Origin of the sequence: Kribbella qitaiheensis (assembly GCF_014217565.1) — a bacterium.
GTDB lineage: Bacteria > Actinomycetota > Actinomycetes > Propionibacteriales > Kribbellaceae > Kribbella > Kribbella qitaiheensis_A.
Map to the genome: position 1 here is coordinate 6,589,367 of NZ_CP043661.1, position 18,459 is coordinate 6,607,825.

Below are 18,459 nucleotides of genomic sequence, written 5' to 3' on the forward strand. Positions count from 1 at the left end.
AGGGTCAGGCCAGGGAGTCTTCCCAGGCTTGGTGGAGGCCGGCGTAGTTGCCGCCGGTGGTGACGAGGTCGGTGGGGGAGCCGTCCTCGAGGATGTGGCCGTGTTCCAGGACGATCACCCGGTCGGCCGTTTCCACGGTGGAGAGCCGGTGGGCGATGACGATGGCGGTGCGGTCGGCCAGGATCGTCCGGAGCGCGCGCTGGATCAGCCGCTCGCTCGGGATGTCCAGGCTGGAGGTCGCCTCGTCCAGGATCAGCACGGGCCGGGTCCGCCAGGAACGCCCGGGCGAACGCGACCAGCTGACGCTGACCCGCGGACAGCCGGTTGCCGCGCTTCTCGACCGCGGTCTCGTAGCCGTTCGGCAGCTTGCTGATGAACTCGTGCGCGCCGATCACCTTGGCCGCGTCGACGATCTCGTCCATCGTCGCCGTCGGCTTGCCGAACCGGATGTTGTCCGCGACCGAGCCGGTGAACAGGAAGTTCTCCTGCGTCACCATCACCACCCGGGTGCGCAGATCGTCCTCGGTCAGCTGCCGCAGGTCGATCCCGTCCAGCAGCACGTGCCCGCCGGTCGGGTCGTAGAACCTGGACACCAGCTTGGCGATCGTGGTCTTGCCCGCGCCCGTCGTACCGACCAGAGCAAGGGTCTGCCCGGCCGGTACGTCGAGGTCGAGTCCGGGCAGGATCGGCACACCGTCGACGTACGAGAACTGCACGTTGCGCAGTTCGAGGTGACCCCGCGCGCCCTTCGGCCGGGCCGGCTCGACCGGCTCGGCGACGTCGGGCTTCTCGTTGAGTACGCCGGACAGCTTCTCCAGCGCGGCACTCGCGGACAGGAACGTGTTGTAGAACTGCGAGATGTCCTGCAGCGGCTCGAAGAACTGCCGCAGGTAGAGCAGGAACGCCGTCAGCACGCCGACGGTGACGTGGCCGTGGTAGGCCTGCCACCCGCCGTACGCCAGGATCGCGACGATCGTGATGTTGCCGACGCCCTTGATGGACGGCATGAAGATCGCGTTGATCCGGAACGACTCGAGGTTCGCCTCGCGGTACTTGTCGTTGACCCCGTGGAAGATGTCCTCGTTGCGCGGCTCCCGCCGGAACGCCTGTACTGCGCGGATGCCCTGCATCGACTCGACGAAGTGCACGATCACCAGTACTACGGCCTCGCGCGTATGCCGGTAGACCACCGACGACCGGCGGCGGAACCACGCGGTCAGCAGGAAGAGCACCGGGAACGACAGCAGCGCGAGTAGCCCGAGTCGCACGTCCAGTGTCAGCAGCAGAATCGCAGTACCGACCAGTGTCAGCAGTGCCGTCACCAGGCCGTCGAAGCCGGTCTCCAGCATCTCGTCGATGACATCCACGTCCGAGGTCATCCGGGAGATCACCCGCCCCGACGTGTACTTGTCGTGGAACGACGGGCTGAGCCGCTGGAAGTGGTCGAACACCCGCCGCCGCAGGCCGAGCAGGATCGTCTGGCCGAGCCGGCCCGACCGCATCAGGAAGACCTGCCGGGCGCCCGCCTGGATCAGCGCGGACGCCAGCACCACGAAGACGATCGTGACGAGCGTCTTGTTGCCCTCTCCCGCCAGGATCGGCGGGATGCCCTTGTCGATGCCGAGGTGGACCAGGTACGGCACCGACAGCCGGGCCGCGTTCTCCACCACGACGATCACGACCAGAAGCCAGATCAGCTTCTTGTACGGCCGCAGCAGTTCGCCGAGCAACTTGCGCGACTGTTCCTTCAGCCGCACGGTCGTTGCCCTCGACAACTCGTCGTTGCCTTCTTCGGCGTACCCGCGCCAGGAGTCGTTCTGCCGTTCGGCCGTGGGCTGAGGTGGTTGCTGGGTCGTCGTCATGCGTGCACCTCCTCCTCTTCGGCCGCCAGCAGTGTCCGGTACGCCGGCACGGTGGCGAGCAGTTCGCTGTGGGTACCGACGTGGGTGATCGTGCCGTCCTGCAGCAGGGCGACCTGATCCGCCAGCATCACTGTCGACGCGCGGTGTGCCACCACGATGCCGGTGGTCTCGGCGAGCACGTTGCGCAGCGCCTCTTCGACCAGAGCCTCGGTGTGGACATCGAGCGCGGACAGCGTGTCGTCCAGCACCAGTACTGCGGGTCGCGCGAGCACTGCACGAGCCAGCGCCAGCCGCTGCCGCTGACCGCCGGACAGCGACATGCCCTGCTCACCGACGCGGGTGTCCAGACCCCAGGGCAGGTCGTTCGCGAAGGTCGCCTGGGCGATCTCCAACGCCTGCTGCACATCCGCCTCGCTGGCGTCCGGGCGGCCGAGCGAGATGTTCTCCCGGGCGCTCATCGAGAACAGCGTCGGGTCGTCGAAGGCCGACGCCACCGCGCTGCGCAGAGACCGGAGAGTGAGGTCCCGTACGTCGTGCCCGTCGATCGTGATCCGTCCGCCGGTCACGTCGTACAGGCGGGGGATCAGCGCGGTCAGGGTGGTCTTGCCGGATCCGGTGGCGCCGACCAGGGCCAGCGTCGTACCGGGTGGCAGGTCCAGGTTGATGTTGTGCAGTACGTCCGCCGAGTCCGGGCTGAACCGGAAGCTGACGTTCTCGAACCGCAGGTGCCCCCGTGGGCGCACCAGCTCGTCCGGGCCGTCGATGATGGTGGACTCGGTGTCCAGGATCTCGCTGATCCGGTCCGCGGACGTCATCGCTTCCTGGGCCATCGCCAGGATCGTGCCGAGCGACTCGACCGGCCAGATCAGCGACAGCATCAGCGTGATGAAGGCGACCAGCGTGCCCAGCGTGATCGAGTGCCGGCCGACGGCGAGCGCGCCGAGCAGCAGCACGATCACCAGCGTCAGGTTCGGGATCACTTCCAGGAAGGTCCAGAAGCGTGACGCCAGCCGGACCTTGTCCACCGACGTCTCGTAGAGCTTCACCGCGCCGTCGTCGAACTGCTGCTTGACGTGCTCGCGGCGGCCGAACGCCTTGATCACCCGGAAGCCGACCGCCGACTCCTCGATCCGGGTGGCCAGGTCGCCCTGCTGGTCCTGCACCCGGCGGGAGATCGCCAGGTACTTCTTCTCGAACTTCAGCGACACGACGATGATCGGTGCCGCGGCCACCAGGACGACGACGCCGAGCGGCCAGTAGAGCCGCAGCAGCAGGATGGTGACGACCACCAGCTGCAGGATGTTGATCACCAGGAACAGCAGGCCGAAGCCCATGAACCGGCGAATGATCGACAGGTCGGAGGTGACCCGGGAGAGCAGCTGGCCGCTCTGCCAACGGCTGTGGAACTCCATCGGGAGCGCCTGCAGCCGGACGTACAGGTCGTGCCGGAGGGTCGCCTCGAGGTCGCTGACCGCGCGGGACTGCGCCCAGCGGCGCATCCAGACCAGCAGTACTTCGCTGATGCTGAGGCCGAGAGCGAGCAGGGCCAGCGGGAGGAGCAGATCGATCTCACGACGGGTGACCGGTCCGTCGATGATGGCTCGCGTGACGAGCGGGACGGTCAGGCTGACGCCCACGCCGAGGACGGCGGTCGTGAACATGATCAGCAGGCGCCAGCGGTGCGGGCGCAGGTAGGGACGGAGTCGCCAGAGGTTCTGACTCCGCCGGTGGTTACGGCTGGAAGGGGCAGCAATCGACGGCGCTTTGACAGGTGGCTCAGAGGGCATCTGGAGGGGCGCACTTCCCAACATGCTCGGCACGGAAGGGGCTTGCAACCGGAAAACGGCGCAATTTCAAGTATCCCCCAATCGGTAACCGATGTCCCCCGAATTCCATTCCCCGGTGAAGCATTTGCCGCTAGTTGCAATGGGTGGATCGTCTCCTCTCGCGGCGGCAGGGGTCACACTCATCACAATCCGCAATGAGTGCTGCCGGGGTGTGACCCATGCGTGACACGGGTTATTCGGGTGACAGCGGGGATCGGGGTGCGGGACGCTGGGATGTCTCGTCCTTCGGCTGGAAAGGAACTGATGCAGGCTGCGATCACGGTGACGCCCGAGCAGTTGCCCGAGGTGTTGCTGCATGTTGCCGTCGTCCGCCCGGTCTTCCTGTGGGGAGCGCCCGGGATCGGCAAGAGCAGTCTGGTGCGTTCGTTCGCCGACTCGCTGGGGCTGGAGTGCGTGACGCTGCTCGGTACCCAGCTCGCGCCCGAAGACCTGATCGGCGTACCGCAGATCGTCGACGGCCGGAGCCGGTTCGCGCCGCCGGTGAGCATCGCCCGGGACGAGCCGTACTGCCTGTTCCTCGATGAGCTGAACGCGTCGTCGGCAGAGGTTCAGAAGGCGTTCTATTCGCTGATCCTGGACCGCCGGATCGGCGAGTACGAGCTGCCGGCCGGATCGGTGGTGATCGGGGCCGGGAACCGCGCGACCGACAACGCGCTGGCGCGGCCGATGGCGAGCGCACTGGTGAACCGTCTCGTCCACGTCCACCTGCGCGCCTCGGCGACGGACTGGCTGCGCTGGGCCGCCGGCGCTGGGATCCACTCCTGGGTGCTCGACTACCTGCGCAACCGGCCGGACCACCTGTGGATCGCGCCGCCGAAGACCGAGGAGCCGTTCTCGTCGCCGCGGAGCTGGCACATGCTCTCGGACGCGCTGCACTCGTACGGCGACGGCATCGAGGACGAGACGCTCCGGGTGCTTGCGTTCGGCACCTTGACGGCCGGGCACGCGTCCAGCTTCCGGGCGTTCGTCAAGACGGTCCGGAACGCCTTCGGGCTGGACGCGATCCTCAAGGGCGAGGCGGGCTGGCCGGCCGCTGCCGAGGATCGGGACCTGCTGTATTTCCTGGCCGAGACCTTCCGGGCGCGGCTGGTGAAGGAGTTGGCCGCGGACAAGGCGTCCGCGAGTCCCGCGGCCCGGCTGCTGGCGCATCGGGGCAAGGCGCTGCTGGTCCAGCTCGCGGAGATCTCGCTGGAGATCGCGCAGATCGTGATCGCGACCGACGACGACGGCAACGCAGTACTGCCGTCGTGGTTCCTGGTCGAGGTGACTCGCGACCTGCCGCGGCTCGTCGCCGCCCGGGCCTAGGCGCATGGCCAAGCGTTCGGCGTCGAAGAAGGACCCGGCGCTGGAGGCGATCCAGACCGGGTGGCGGATCGTTGCCATGCATCCGCTGTTCGCTGCCATGGGGCGCGGTGGGCCGAGCCGGAGTTCGTCGGTTCCCTCGGACGGCTGGGCGACGATCGACTCCGTCGGCGACATCCGGGTGCATCAGACCCGGCGCGGTACGCCGGAGGAGTGGGCGTGGGTGTTCGCTCATCTGTTGATCCATCTGGGCCTGGGGCACGGGTCCTGGCCGGCACCGGATCATGCGGCGGCCGCTGCCTGCGATGTGGCGGTGAACCGGTTCCTGCAGTCGCTGAAGATCGGCCGACCGGTGGTGGATGTGCCACTGGCGCTGCCCGGGACCTCGGAGGAGGTGCTGGCTCGCCGGTGGCGGCGGGACGGCGTACCGGCTGAGTTCGCGGCCTGCGGGGTGGCTGGGGGTCAGGCTGATGTGCTGATCCGGCAGTGGGCCGGGTGGGGCGATCCGCCTAAGTGGGAAGAGCGGTTCGCCGCCGGGCTGTCTGCTGCCGCTACAGCCGCTGTCGACGTCGCTGGTGGAGCGCGCTCGTCGCTGTCGGACTCTGGGCGTTCACTTGCCTTGTGGGACACGGCGCTGGGGTGGTTCGTCTCGTCATACCCGTTGCTGGGGGCAATGGCCGCGACGATGAAGGTGGTCGCGTCGACGCCACTGGCGCAGCAGTGGGACATCCGGGTCGCGGCGGTGAACGCCGAGGCGGGGGAGATCTACGTGAACCCGCTGGCCTCGCTGACGTCGAGTGAGTGGCGGTTCGTGATGGCACACGAGATGCTGCACGCTGCCCTGCGCCACGGTGCGCGCGTAGGCGGGCGGGACCACTACCTGTGGAACGTGGCTGCTGACCTGGTCATCAACGGCTGGCTGCTGGAGATGGGCGTCGGCGCGATGCCTGACGGGGCTCTGCACGATCCTGAGCTCAAAGGGCTGTCTGTCGAGGCGGTGTACGACCGGATCGTCACCGACCTGCGCCGCTACCGCAAGCTGGCGACACTGCGCGGTGTCGGGCTCGGTGATGTCCTGGGCGAGCCACTGCCACACCCTGGTGAAGCAGCGCGTGCTGCTGGGCTTGACGACATCTACCGGCGGGCTTTGACCACAGGGCTCGCGTACCACGACTCCTCGCGCGGGCTGCTGCCCGCTGGGCTTGTAGCCGAGATCCGGGCGCTGGACCATCCGCCGCTGGCCTGGGATGCGCAACTGGCTCGCTGGTTCGAGGAGTTCGTCCCTTCGGTGACTCCGCGGCGGACGTACGCGCGCGCCTCCCGTCGTCAGGGGTCCACTCCCGACATCCCGCGGCCCGGGTGGATCCGCCCGGTCGAGCGCGAGCAGCTTCCGACGTACGGGGTGGTGCTGGACACCTCAGGTTCGATGGATCCGGTGCTGCTCGGCAAGGCGCTCGGTGCGATCGCGTCGTACTCGATGGCGCGGGACGTCCCGGCTGCACGGGTGGTGTACTGCGATGCGGTGGCGTACGACGCGGGGTACCTGCCGGTCGACTCGCTGGCCGGGACGGTGCAGGTGCGTGGACACGGCGGGACCGTTCTGCAGCCGGGCGTGGATCTGCTCGAGCGTGCTGACGACTTCCCCGCGGACGGTCCGATCCTGATCATCACGGACGGCCATTGCGATGTCGTCCGGGTACGCCGGGACCACGCCTGGCTGATGCCGGCCGGGGCTTCTTTACCGTTCACACCTCGCGGTCCGGTCTTCCGGGTGTCCTGACCAGCCGGTGGCTTTCGCCTTGCGGGGTTGAGGTTTTGCGCCGACGGTGAACAAGCTTCGCTGCCGGTGAACGAGGCTGGCTGATGAACCTTGCCGGCTGGAACGTTCTGGGGATGCGAGTGATGTGGAGAAATCGCGACTTCCTGAAGCTGTGGGTCGGCCAGGCGGTCTCTGCATCGGGTAGTGCGATCACAACAGTCGCGATGCCGCTCGTCGCGGTTGTGTCGCTGGGTGCGTCACCGGTCGAGATGGGGTTGCTGTCGGCACTGACTGTCGTGCCGCACCTGGTGTTCGGTCTGCCGGCGGGCGTTTGGGTGAACCGGCTCTCTCGTCGGCGAGTGATGATCGTTGCCGACCTCGGCCGCGCTCTGCTGCTCGGGGCGATCCCGGTGCTGTCCGCTGTCGGGTTGCTGCGGATGGAGCACCTGTACGTCGTGGCTGTGCTTGCCGGCGTACTGACGTTGCTTTCCGACACAGCCTCGATGACGCTGCTGCCGGCTCTGGTTCCCCGTGACGACCTGATGCAGGCGAACAGCGCGTCGATGCTGACCCAGACTGTCGCCTCCACTACTGGTCCATCTGTCGCAGGTGTGCTGGCACAGGTGGCGAGTGCGCCGTTTGCGATCGCAGTAGATGCCATGTCGTTCGTGGTCTCTGCTGTGGCGTCGTTCCTCATCAAGGAGCCTGCTCGGCCGGTTGTAGTTGGTCGGCGGTACCACCTGTTGGAAGGACTGCGCGAACTGTTCGGTAATCCTGTGCTGTCGGCGCTCACGTTGTCCGCCGCCATCGCTGCCATCGCGGGAGCTGCGCAGGCGCCGCTGGTCGTCCTCTACCTCGTCCGCGACCTCCACTGGCCGCCACTGCTGGTGGGCGTCACTATCACAGTCGGTGGAGTCTCGTCAGTCGTTGCAACGATGGTGGCGCCGTCCTACAGCAGGAAGCTCGGCGTAGGTCGCGCCTACCTCAGCGGCCAGTTCCTGGCCTCGCTGGCCGGAGCCGCTCTTGCTGCCGGCTGGATGCCTTTGGTCTTGCTCTCCCAGCTACTTACGGGCGCCGGGATGCCCTTGTACGGCGTACCGCAGCGCACTCTCCGGCAAGCGCTCGTGCCCGCCCACCTCCTCGCGCAAGTCACCGCGTCCTGGCGGACCCTCGTCATCGGCGGCCAAACGGTTGGAGCGGTAATGGGTGGTCTAGCCGCTGCGCACTTCGGCGTACGGCCGACTCTTGTCCTCAGCTCTCTGGGCATGCTTGCTGGCGTGGCTGTGGCTGCGTGGTCTCCGCTGCGCGGTCTTGTTGGCCTTCCTGCCAAGCTGACGTCATGACCGACGGGTGCTTATAAGGTCGTCGGTATGGCGAATGCGAGTGATGACGTGGTCAAGGATCTGGCCCCGGCCGGCGTACTGCGAGCCTCGATCAACCTCGGGAACCCGGTCATGGCGCAAGGCACCCCCGAGGCGCCGACCGGCGTGACGGTCGACATCGCGCGCGAGATCGTGGCGCGGTTGGGCGTCGGGTTGGAGCTGATCTGCTTCGACGCCGCGCGTAAGTCCTTCGAGGCGATGACGTCGGGCCAGGCGGACATCTGCTTCCTCGCGATCGACCCCGCCCGCGAGGCCGAAGTGGCTTTCACCGCGCCGTACGTGGTGATCGAAGCCGTGTACGCCGTACCGCGTGACTCCGCCCTCACCAGCGTCGCCGACGTCGACACCGACGGCATCCGAATCGGCGTCAAGCGCGGATCGGCGTACGACCTCTACCTCTCTCGCACCCTCCAACACGCGACCGTAGTACAGGGCGACGAAGGCACCACCGCCTTCCGCACCGAAAACCTCGAGGTGGCAGCAGGCATCCGCCAGCCCATCACCGACTACGTAGCCGCGAACCCCGACCTCCGCGTGATCCCCGACCGCTTCATGCAGATCCAGCAGGCCGTCGGCACCACCAAATCCCGCTCCCCAGAAACCGTGACGTTCCTCCGCACCCTGATCGAAGACCTGAAATCGACCGGCTTCATAGCCACCTCCCTCCAAACCTCCCACCGCCCCGACGCCACAGTCGCCCCACCCGCCCAGTGATTCTCGAGACGGAGCGGCTTCGGTTGGTGCCGTTGGGGCCGGAGCACGCAGTCGACCTGTGGAGCGTGTACTCCGATCCTGAGGTCGCGCGGTATGTCGGCGGTGAGTCATTGACCCCCGAGTCCACCCGAGAGCAGACCGAGCGCTGGGCGCGGGCCTGGGACGAACGCGGTCACAGTCAGAGCGCGGTCATCTGGCGAGAGACCGGCGAACTGCTCGGCCGGATCGGCTTGTCCTTCTGGCCCGAGTGGAACGAAACCGAACTCGGCTACGCCCTCAGCCGCGCAGCCCAAGGCCGCGGGATAGCCCAGGAAGGCGCCCGGGCCTGGATCGACTGGGCCACCACCAACCTCGCCGATGACCACCTCATCGCGGTCATCAACCCCCACAACACCCCCAGTACCCGCCTCGCCGAACGCCTGGGCTTCACCCCCGACCGCCCCGAAACAGTAAGAGACGTAGAAGTCGTAATACACCGCCTCACCTTCCCCCGCTGAGGCGGTCGGCACAAAAAAAGCCGCCGTGAGGCGGCTCTTCTTCTCGTAGTACAAGTTGGAGCGGGTGACGAGAATCGAACTCGCGTAGTCAGTTTGTGCCATGGTCTGAAGCGCGGATCGCGGCATGAGAGTGCGATTCCATCGAGTGGGACGGGCAATCAGTGCTCGTGTTGGTCCATAGCGATCTCGACAGCGACGAAGCCCTCATCGGCAGATTCGTTCGTTGGTCGACTCCCCCAAGTGGTCGCGGACGCGGGCCTGCCAAAGGGATTCACCTTCCATGACCTGCGTCATACCGGCAACCACCTCGCGTCTCGGAGCGGGGCGTCGACCAAGAAGCTGATGGGTCGGATGGGGCACTCAACGATGCGAGCTGCCCTGATCTACCAGCACGCGACCGATGAACGAGCGTGCTGAGCGGAGCCCGGCCAGCGAGGACGACGACGGGACCGATGGAGTCCCCGCACCGACTCGTTAGGGCACATGGAGGGCACAACGCCCGATCGACACCGGAACGAAATGAAGGCCCCTACCCGCAGATTCCCTGTGGCTGGGGGCCTTCGTGGTGTTGAGCGGGTGACGAGAATCGAACTCGCGTAGTCAGTTTGGAAGACTGGGGCTCTACCATTGAGCTACACCCGCGTACGCCCGTTCGGTGAGCGCACGGACATGATTCCACATTGCCGGGGCAGGTCTCAAACCGGTTCCCGATGGGGGCTGATTGTGGGCTGAGGGGTTGCGTCCACTAGACTCGTGCGGTCACTGCGGGGCGTAGCGTAGTGGCTAGCGCGCCTGCTTTGGGAGCAGGAGACCGCAGGTTCGAGTCCTGTCGCCCCGACAAACCTCTGCAGCACCGTGCAGAGTGGCCTGCCCGGCCACGGCTGTGAACGTCACCAACCAAGGAGAACCGCCACCGTGAAGAGCACCGTCGAGTCCTTGAGCCCGACCAAGGTCAAGCTCATCGTCGAGGTGCCGTTCGAGGAGCTCAAGCCGAGCCTCGACGCGGCGTACAAGAGCATCGGTAGCCAGATCGTCGTCCCGGGCTTCCGCAAGGGCAAGATCCCGCCGCAGGTCATCGACCAGCGCGTGGGCCGCGGTCCGGTGCTCGAAGAGGCGATCAACGACGCGCTGCCGAAGCTGTACTCGCAGGCTGTCCAGGACAACCAGGTCAAGGCGATCGGCCGGCCTGAGGTCGACGTGACCGAGTTCAACGACAAGGAGAGCCTGCAGTTCTCCGCCGAGGTCGAGGTCCGCCCGGAGATCACCCTCCCGGACCTGGACGGCATCGAGGCCGGCGTCGAGGACATCGCGATCGGTGACGACGAGGTGACCGAGCAGGTCGAGGCGCTGCGGCAGCGGTTCGGTTCGCTGAACCCGGTCGAGCGCGCGGTCGCCGACAACGACTTCATCACGATCGACCTGTCCGCCACCAAGGACGGTGAGAAGATCGAGGAGGCGCAGGCCACCGGCCTGTCGTACCAGGTCGGCAGCGGCCAGCTCCTCGACGGTCTCGACGAGGCCGTGATCGGCCTGTCCGCCGACGAGTCCGCGACCTTCACCACCCAGCTGGTCGGTGGCGAGCTCAAGGGCGAGGACGTCCAGGTCGAGGTCAAGGTGACCGCGGTCAAGGAGCAGGAGCTGCCGGCGTTCGACGACGACTTCGCGCAGACGGCGTCGGAGTTCGACACCGCCGAGGAGCTGACCGCCGACGTCCGCACCCGGCTGGAGCGTGGCAAGCGCCTCGAGCAGGCCGGCGACGCCCGCGACGCGGTGCTCGAGAAGATCCTCACCCTGGTCGAGGTGCCGGTCCCCGAGGGCCTGCTGACCGACGAGCTGGCGGCCCGCCGGGAGAACCTCGAGCAGCAGCTCGGCTACTCCGGGATGACCTTCGCGCAGTTCCTCGAGGGCGAGGAGCAGACCGAGGAAGAGTTCGACGAGGACCTGAAGAAGCGTTCGGAGGACGCGATCAAGGCCCAGTTCGTGCTCGACCTGGTCGCCGAGCAGCAGGAGCTGAGCGTCAACGACCAGGAGCTGACCGAGCACATCGTCCGGCACGCGCAGCGTTCCGGCGTCAGCCCGGACCAGTTCGCCCAGCACGCCGTCGAGAACAACCTGGTCCCGAGCCTGGTGTCCGAGGTCGTCCGCGGCAAGGCGCTCGCCCACCTGGTCGAGAACGCCAAGGTCACCGACGCCTCCGGCAACGAGGTCGAGCTGAAGACCCTGCAGCCGGACGGTACGTACGCCGACGACGCTGCCGACGAGTCCGCTGCCGACGAGACCCCGGTGGAAGAGCCCGCGAAGGCCTGACGCTCCAGTAACAACCGACCGGCCCGGAGCCCCAGCGGATCCGGGCCGTTCGCATGCCAGAACCACCCCGTACTCCGGTGCGCTGCCCTGCCGCACGTCGCAGCGGGCGGCCCGTGGCGCCGCCCCCGCGCAGTACCGGCAGGGATTCGCTCAGAGCAGACACAGTGCGCCGTGAGCGAACACTTGCCGACCGGCCTCCGGTCTGTCGACGCCGACCAGTAATGTCGGCTTCGTGAACGAGACATTTGCAGCCAGCCCCACCGCCGCGGGCGGCAACGGATCCGGCGGACTCGACGACCACATCTACCAGCGCCTGCTGAGCAACCGGATCATCTTCTTGGGGTCCGAGGTTCGCGACGACAACGCGAACGCTATCTGCGCTCAGATGCTGCTCCTCAACGCCGAGGACCCCAACAAGGACATCTGGCTGTACATCAACTCGCCGGGTGGCTCGGTGGACTCCGGCATGGCGATCTACGACACCATGCAGTGGATCTCCAACGATGTCGCCACGGTCGGGATGGGCCTCGCCGCGTCGATGGGGCAGTTCCTGCTCTGCGCCGGCGCGAAGGACAAGCGGTTCGCCCTCCCGCACGCGCGGATCATGATGCACCAGCCGTCCGGCGGGATGGGTGGAACGGCCTCCGACATCAAGATCCAGGCCCAGCAGTCGCTGCACATCAAGGCGCAGCTGTTCAAGCTGATCGCCGAGCACACCGGTCAGGCACTCGAGCAGGTCGAGACCGACGCCGACCGCGACCGCTGGTTCACCGCTGACCAGGCGAAGGACTACGGCTTCATCGACCACGTCGTGGCGAGTGCTGCTCAGCTGAGCACCGGCAGCCCGAACTCCTGATCTCCCACTCTGTAGTAAGGACACGAGCATGAACTACTTCATCCCGCAGTGGGAGGAGCGCACGTCGTACGGCATGCGCCGCGTCGACCCCTACACGAAGCTGTTCGAGGAGCGCACCATCTTCCTCGGTACGCCGATCTCGGACGAGATCGCGAACGCCGTGATGGCGCAGCTGCTCTGCCTGGAGTCGATGGACCCCGACCGCGACATCAGCATCTACATCAACTCGCCCGGTGGTTCCTTCACGGCGCTGACGGCGATCTACGACACGATCCGTTACATCAAGGCCGACGTCCAGACGGTCTGCCTCGGTCAGGCGGCCTCCGCCGCCGCGGTGCTGCTCGCGGGCCGGTACGCCGGGTAAGCGGATGGCGCTGCCGAACAGCCGGATCATCATCCACCAGCCGGCCACCGAGGGCACCTACGGCCAGTCGAGCGACATCGAGATCCAGGCGAACGAGATCCTGCGGTTGCGGGCGCTGCTGGAGAAGATGCTCGCCGACGCCAGCGGAAAGTCGCTGGAAGAGGTCTCCCGTGACATCGAGCGGGACAAGTTCCTCACCGCTGAGCAGGCCGTCGAGTACGGCCTGATCGACTCCGTCCTGGAGTCGCGCAAGACGCCGGTCGCGATCGGCGCCTGAAATTCCGGTATTCCGGTAGTACCGCCGCCTGGAGGCCCTGGACGTTCGCCACAGGCGTAGTCACGACGCGTGGGAGAGGGCGGCGTTCGGACTCCAGGCGCGGTACGGTCGGAATCTAGGTTCGAGACGAACTCGGCTCGGCCGGCCTCAGCTAGTGAGAGAAGGGATCTGTCCCGGTGGCACGCATAGGTGACGGCGGCGACTTGCTCAAGTGCTCGTTCTGCGGGAAGAGCCAGAAGCAGGTCAAGAAGCTCATCGCCGGTCCCGGCGTCTACATCTGCGACGAGTGCATCGATCTCTGTAACGAGATCATCGAGGAGGAGCTGAACGAGGGCTCCGAGGTCGGCCTCACGGAGCTGCCCAAGCCCCGCGAGATCTACGACTTCCTCAATGCGTACGTCGTCGGACAGGACGTGGCGAAGAAAGCCCTCGCGGTGGCTGTCTACAACCACTACAAGCGGGTTCGCGACGGGCAGGCGTCCTCGACCGCGGGCCGGCACGCCAAGGACGAGGCGGTCGAGCTGGCGAAGTCGAACATCCTGCTGATCGGCCCGACCGGGTGTGGCAAGACCTACCTGGCCCAGACGCTGGCGCGGATGCTGAACGTTCCGTTCGCGATCGCCGACGCCACCGCGCTGACCGAGGCCGGCTATGTCGGCGAAGACGTCGAGAACATCCTGCTGAAGCTGATCCAGGCCGCTGACTACGACGTCAAGAAGGCCGAGACCGGCATCATCTACATCGACGAGGTCGACAAGATCGCCCGCAAGAGCGAGAACCCGTCGATCACCCGCGATGTCTCCGGCGAAGGTGTCCAGCAGGCCCTGCTGAAGATCCTGGAAGGTACGACGGCCAGCGTCCCGCCGCAGGGCGGCCGCAAGCACCCGCACCAGGAGTTCATCCAGATCGACACCACCAACGTGCTGTTCATCGTCGGGGGCGCGTTCGCCGGGCTGGACCACATGGTCGAGCAGCGGGTCGGCAAGAAGACCCTCGGCTTCAGCATGTCGCGCGAGACCGAGAAGCCGCGCGAGGCCGGAACGTACGCCGACGTGATGCCGGAGGATCTGCTCAAGTTCGGCCTGATCCCCGAGTTCATCGGCCGGCTCCCGGTCATCACCACCGTGTCCCCGCTGGACCGGGGCGCGCTGATCCAGATCCTGTCGGAGCCGAAGAACGCCCTGGTCAAGCAGTACCGGCGGCTGTTCGAGATCGACAACGTCGAGCTGGAGTTCAGCGAGGACGCGGTCGAGGCGATCGCCGACCAGGCACTGCTGCGGGGCACCGGCGCCCGCGGCCTGCGCGCCATCATGGAGGAGGTGCTCCTCAACGTGATGTACGAGGTGCCCAGCCGTGAAGACGTCGCCAAGGTCGTAGTCACCGGCGAGGTCGTCCTGGAGAACGTCAACCCGACGCTGATCCCCCGCGACCAGATCGAACGCAAACGCGAACGGCGCGAAAAGACCGCCTGACCCACTCTCACAAGGAGGCCGGAGTCCGCTGAAAAGCGAACCCCGGCCTCCTTCTCGTTGTGCGGACCGTCGGGACGCGACGTCCAGGTATGTAGCTTGACGGGTACGTAACCAGCTTGGTACAAATGCAAGATGGAAGCCGCTCTCAGAGCCCTCGCGGACGACAGCCGACGGACGATCCTGGAGACCTTGGTTGCCGGTCCGGCGACCGCAGGTGAGCTGGCAGCTCTCCTGCCGATTGCCCGGCCGGGCGTCTCGCGGCACCTGCGCGTGCTGCGGGAAGCAGGTCTGGTCGACGTGCGCCAAGAATCGCAACGGCGGGTCTACACCCTCCGCCCGCAACCGCTCGGCGAGATCAACGAGTGGCTGAATCGTCACCTGATGCTGTGGGAACAGCGTCTGGATGCCCTGCACACCGAGATCGCACGCGGCAAGCGTGAGCGAAGGAGCACCAAATGACCACCAACACGCCTGGCGGCGTGCGGACCTTGGGCACGCTGCGAGCAGCGGACGGGAAGGGCATCGTCCGTCTTGAGGACCGGTTCGACACTGACCTGGACGACCTGTGGTCAGCTCTCACCGATCCCGACCGGCTCGCTCGCTGGCTCGGCGAGGTTGACGGCGATCTGCGGCTGGGCGGTGAGTTCCGCGCCCACTACTTCGCCAGCGGGTGGGAAGGCATCGGCCGGGTGGAAGTGTGCGAGCCCCCGCACCGGCTACTGATTCTGACCAAATCTCCCGACGAACCGGACGGCGTCATCGAAGCGACGCTGACCGGCGACGGTGACCAGACCATCCTGGTCATCGAGGACCGCGGCTTGCCCCTACAGCAGATCGCCGCCTACGGGGCCGGAGATCAAGTCCACATCGAAGATCTCGCCGCCTACCTCGCGGGGCGGGATCGCTGCGACGCGCGAGCGCGATGGCAAGAACTCCACCCAGCCTATCGGCAATTGGCCGCCGACGTCCTCTAAGCCCTGGGCTTGATCTCCTGTATCCGCCGGCCGTTGCCTCGAACTCGGGAAGGTTCAGCGAAAGTTGCTGAGGGCAACATTCCGGCAGGTTGGGGTCGCTTGGGTAGGCGTAGGCATATGCGCCTTCTCGGCCCGGTTCGGCGGCGGGGTTGTAGCGGCGTGAGGCGACCGCCCGTACGCCGACATGTTCCCGGTTGCGCGAATGGTGACGTTGAACGGCTGGGGACACACGACGATCGGGGGAGTAGTTCTGCGGCCCCTCGATGGTCACGGCCTACCTGGCCGGGCTGAGGTCAGCTGCTGCTGGGCCTACTTCATTGCGTCGAAGGCGTCGTCGGAGACTGCGGCGACATCGTCGACTGCTACTCCGTCGTTCGCGGGCCTGGGCGATGATCGTCAGGGTGTTAGAGCCTCGGTAGCACTGGGTCGGCAGGTTGTCGATCGATTCCACACAGGTGGACTTGCCCGCGACCTTCACCTTGTCGGGTGTCGCGCCCGAATCCTTGATCGTCTTGTCGATGTTGACCTTGCCGCGCAGCGCGATCAGGATGAACATCCGCTTGCCGTCGAGGTTCCCGTATGCCTCGACCGTCACCTGCTTGCCATCGTTGATCCGGCTCAACGCCTCGCGAGTCTGATCCAACTGCAGTTGACCGCGAACGTCCTGATCGGTGATCCGATCAAGCCCAGCCAACTTCGCCGGCGGGTTGATTCCGCGGGCGGTATTCAACCGGCTGAGCGGCCCAAGCCCACCGAAGTACCCGAACCCGGCCAACAGCAACAACACCACAACCACGCCACCCACAGTCACCCACGGATTTCTCCGCAACTGCACCTTCTTCTTCTCTTTCTTCTTCCCCTTCCCCCCACTGCCCTCGGCAGGCGCCTTCCCACCCGGCACCCCACCGGCACCCACACCAGCTGCTCCGCCACTCGCCCGTGCACCAACTGCTCCACCGGCAGCCCCTGCACCAGGTACTCCACCAGCCGCCGCCACACCAGCCGCTCCTGCAGCCGCACCCGCGCCGCTCGCACCCGACCGCGGCGTGGAACCACCAGCTGCCGCGATGCCGCCGGGCGCCGAGCTGGTTGAGCTGGCCGTCTTGCTGGCGGCACCTGCCCCCGAGCCAGGCGTGCTGCTGCTCGGCGTCCGTGCGCTCGCACCCGGCGCGATGCCGCCGACCGCCGCGGCAATTGAACCTACTGTGCTGCCGCCCGAGGTTGGTGTGGTGCTGCTCGGTGTGCGTGCACCAGTACCTGTCGCGGTGCTGCCGGGCGCCGCGGTAGTTGAAGCGCTGCCGCTGCCGCTGCCGCTGCCGCTGCCGCTGGCGCCTGCGCCCGAGCCGGGTGTGGTGCTGCTCGATGTGCGTGCGCTAGTACCTGGCGCGATGCCGCCGGGTGTGACGGTGGTTGAGCCGACTGTCGTGCTGGTCGCGTCTGCGCTTGAGCTGGGTGTGGTCCCGGCGCTCCCCGCCGGTGCGGTGCCGCTGGGAGTGCGCGTGGTTGAGCTTGCCGCGGTGGTCGCGGGGCCGGCGCTCGTGCTTGGCGCGGAGGTGCTGGGCGTACGCGGGGTTGTGCCTGGCGTGGTGCCGCTGGCAGGGCCAGCAGACGAGCTGGGGGTGGTCTCAATCGGTGGCGGCGAGGTTGGGCGGGGAGAGGTGGTGGACGGACCGTCCGGAGTCGTGCCTGGCGTGCTGCTGGGGGTTCGCGGGGTGGAGCGCGCGGTGCTGGCTGCGGCTGCGCTGGAGCCCAGACTCGGACCGCCGGAAGCCTCCGTCGCCGGTGCGGGCGTGGTGGCGCTCGGGGTCGCGGGAGACGAGCCCGCCCGGCTGTCGCTGGAAGCCGGCGGCGGCGTCGTGCTGCCAGAGCCTCGGCTTGTCGAGCCCGTCGCACCTGTCGAGCTTGGCGTGGTTGCGCTCGGGGCTGCCGGGGAGGGGCTCGCAGAAGTGTTGGGCGTACCTGGGGTCGAGGCAGTGGTGCTGCCGCTCGCCGCCGGTCGCGGCGTGGTGCTGCCGGTGCCACTACCCGGAGTGCCCGGCGCAGTTGCGCCGGAGGCTGCCGGGGATGAGTTCGCGGCAGTGCTGGGTGAACTCGAGGTCGAGGCAGGTGTGGTGCTGCTGGGAGTGGCCGAGGTTGGGCGGGCGGCGCTGCTCGGGGCACCTGCGGTTGTTGAGCCTGGTGTGTTGGCGCTGGGGGTTGCTGGCGGCGGGACCGCGGCGGTGCTGCTGGTGCCGCTGTCCGTGGAGGGCGACGTGGGTGCGGTGGGGGTGTTTGGGCGGAGTGGGGTTTGGGTGGGGAGTGGGGTTTGGGGCGGTAGAGGGGTTTGTTTGGGGAGGGGGGTTTGGGGTGGCAGGGGGGTTTGTTGGGGGCGGGTCGGCGGCTGGTCGCTCGCACCGCTGGGGGTGGGGGACTTGGAGGTGGTGGGGGGAGGTGGGGTTGCCTTCGCGTCGCGGGTGGGGGTGGCGAAGGGGAGTTCTTCGGAAGGCGGTGGGGTGGGGGGTGCGGCCTTCTTGGTGGTGCGTTTGCGGGGTTCTGTGGAGCTGGCCGCCGACTTGGTGGCGGCGGGTTTTCGGGGCGCGCGTTTGCGGGGGGTGGCGGCTTTTTTGGCCGCGGCTTTCTTGGCCGGAGCGACCTCGGGCGGGGTGTCGGACGCCGGGGTGGGGCGGTCCGATTCGGCCGGGGTGTTCGGGTCGCTCATCAGGCATGCTCCTCGGGACAAGTCACGGTCTAGCCGGTGTCAGCCCGATGGTTTCACATCGGGACAAACTGGTCCCGCAGCGTAGCTGTTCGGTTCATAGCAGTAGCGCCCGCCTCCGGAGAAGCGGGCGCTACAAGTGTCTACAGCC

The 18,459-nt window shown here is 67.2% G+C and carries 15 protein-coding genes, 2 tRNA genes and 2 pseudogenes; 14 read left to right on the forward strand and 5 right to left on the reverse strand.

What is annotated here, in order from left to right:
• Positions 1–4 precede the first annotated feature (4 nt).
• From F1D05_RS41270 to F1D05_RS31370, 3 genes and pseudogenes are all read right to left on the reverse strand, one after another.
• Positions 5–259 carry a hypothetical protein gene (locus F1D05_RS41270; protein ID WP_246486115.1) on the reverse strand — a complete coding sequence of 85 codons (255 nt, stop codon included), beginning with the start codon at positions 257–259 and terminating at the stop codon, positions 5–7.
• A gap of 64 nt (positions 260–323) precedes the next feature.
• Positions 324–1,862: pseudogene (locus F1D05_RS31365) on the reverse strand (ABC transporter ATP-binding protein); the annotation flags it as partial.
• Positions 1,859–3,523, reverse strand: a complete 1,665-nt coding sequence (locus tag F1D05_RS31370; protein ID WP_246486116.1) for an ABC transporter ATP-binding protein — start codon at positions 3,521–3,523, stop codon at positions 1,859–1,861. The pseudogene F1D05_RS31365 and the gene F1D05_RS31370, both read right to left, overlap by 4 nt.
• Positions 3,524–3,952: 429 nt before the next feature.
• Here F1D05_RS31370 and F1D05_RS31375 point away from each other — a divergent pair, with 429 nt between their 5' ends.
• From F1D05_RS31375 to F1D05_RS43250, 6 genes are all read left to right on the forward strand, one after another.
• Positions 3,953–5,014 carry an AAA family ATPase gene (locus F1D05_RS31375; protein ID WP_185443992.1) on the forward strand — a complete coding sequence of 354 codons (1,062 nt, stop codon included), beginning with the start codon at positions 3,953–3,955 and terminating at the stop codon, positions 5,012–5,014.
• A gap of 4 nt (positions 5,015–5,018) precedes the next feature.
• On the forward strand, positions 5,019–6,791 hold the full coding sequence (locus F1D05_RS31380; protein ID WP_185443993.1) for a vWA domain-containing protein: 1,773 nt from the start codon (positions 5,019–5,021) through the stop codon (positions 6,789–6,791).
• Between the two features lie 83 nt (positions 6,792–6,874).
• The gene (locus F1D05_RS31385) at positions 6,875–8,113 is read left to right on the forward strand and encodes an MFS transporter (RefSeq protein WP_185443994.1); all 1,239 of its coding nucleotides are present in this window, start codon (positions 6,875–6,877) and stop codon (positions 8,111–8,113) included.
• Between the two features lie 27 nt (positions 8,114–8,140).
• Positions 8,141–8,866 (forward strand): transporter substrate-binding domain-containing protein, encoded by a 726-nt coding sequence (locus F1D05_RS31390; RefSeq protein WP_185443995.1) that lies wholly within the window; start codon positions 8,141–8,143, stop codon positions 8,864–8,866.
• Positions 8,863–9,363 (forward strand): GNAT family N-acetyltransferase, encoded by a 501-nt coding sequence (locus F1D05_RS31395; protein WP_185443996.1) that lies wholly within the window; start codon positions 8,863–8,865, stop codon positions 9,361–9,363. Before F1D05_RS31390 ends, F1D05_RS31395 begins: the two co-directional genes overlap by 4 nt.
• A 93-nt stretch (positions 9,364–9,456) precedes the next feature.
• A complete protein-coding gene (locus F1D05_RS43250; protein WP_185443997.1) occupies positions 9,457–9,780 on the forward strand; it encodes a tyrosine-type recombinase/integrase in 324 nt (107 codons plus the stop codon).
• A 154-nt stretch (positions 9,781–9,934) separates the two neighbouring features.
• Here F1D05_RS43250 and F1D05_RS31405 read toward each other — a convergent pair.
• Positions 9,935–10,005: transfer RNA gene (locus tag F1D05_RS31405), tRNA-Gly, on the reverse strand.
• 123 nt (positions 10,006–10,128) lie between these two features.
• Here F1D05_RS31405 and F1D05_RS31410 point away from each other — a divergent pair.
• From F1D05_RS31410 to F1D05_RS31440, 7 genes and pseudogenes are all read left to right on the forward strand, one after another.
• A tRNA-Pro gene (locus F1D05_RS31410) sits at positions 10,129–10,201 on the forward strand.
• Positions 10,202–10,278: 77 nt separating this feature from the next.
• Positions 10,279–11,670 carry a trigger factor gene (tig, locus tag F1D05_RS31415; protein ID WP_185443998.1) on the forward strand — a complete coding sequence of 464 codons (1,392 nt, stop codon included), beginning with the start codon at positions 10,279–10,281 and terminating at the stop codon, positions 11,668–11,670.
• Between the two features lie 232 nt (positions 11,671–11,902).
• Positions 11,903–12,526: a ClpP family protease gene (locus F1D05_RS31420; protein WP_206685909.1), complete on the forward strand. Its 624-nt coding sequence runs from the start codon at positions 11,903–11,905 to the stop codon at positions 12,524–12,526.
• A 28-nt stretch (positions 12,527–12,554) separates the two neighbouring features.
• A pseudogene (locus tag F1D05_RS31425) lies at positions 12,555–13,167 on the forward strand (ATP-dependent Clp protease proteolytic subunit).
• Between the two features lie 176 nt (positions 13,168–13,343).
• Positions 13,344–14,639 carry an ATP-dependent Clp protease ATP-binding subunit ClpX gene (clpX, locus tag F1D05_RS31430; protein ID WP_185443999.1) on the forward strand — a complete coding sequence of 432 codons (1,296 nt, stop codon included), beginning with the start codon at positions 13,344–13,346 and terminating at the stop codon, positions 14,637–14,639.
• Between the two features lie 132 nt (positions 14,640–14,771).
• The gene (locus tag F1D05_RS31435) at positions 14,772–15,098 is read left to right on the forward strand and encodes an ArsR/SmtB family transcription factor (protein WP_185444000.1); all 327 of its coding nucleotides are present in this window, start codon (positions 14,772–14,774) and stop codon (positions 15,096–15,098) included.
• Complete coding sequence (locus tag F1D05_RS31440) at positions 15,095–15,613, forward strand: SRPBCC family protein (RefSeq protein WP_185444001.1); 519 nt, start codon at positions 15,095–15,097, stop codon at positions 15,611–15,613. Before F1D05_RS31435 ends, F1D05_RS31440 begins: the two co-directional genes overlap by 4 nt.
• 274 nt (positions 15,614–15,887) lie before the next feature.
• Here F1D05_RS31440 and F1D05_RS31445 read toward each other — a convergent pair whose 3' ends face one another.
• The gene (locus F1D05_RS31445; RefSeq protein WP_246486117.1) at positions 15,888–16,529 is read right to left on the reverse strand and encodes a hypothetical protein; all 642 of its coding nucleotides are present in this window, start codon (positions 16,527–16,529) and stop codon (positions 15,888–15,890) included.
• A 130-nt stretch (positions 16,530–16,659) separates the two neighbouring features.
• Between F1D05_RS31445 and F1D05_RS31450 the strand changes: the two genes are divergently transcribed.
• The gene (locus tag F1D05_RS31450) at positions 16,660–18,396 is read left to right on the forward strand and encodes a hypothetical protein (protein ID WP_185444002.1); all 1,737 of its coding nucleotides are present in this window, start codon (positions 16,660–16,662) and stop codon (positions 18,394–18,396) included.
• Positions 18,397–18,459 lie beyond the last annotated feature (63 nt).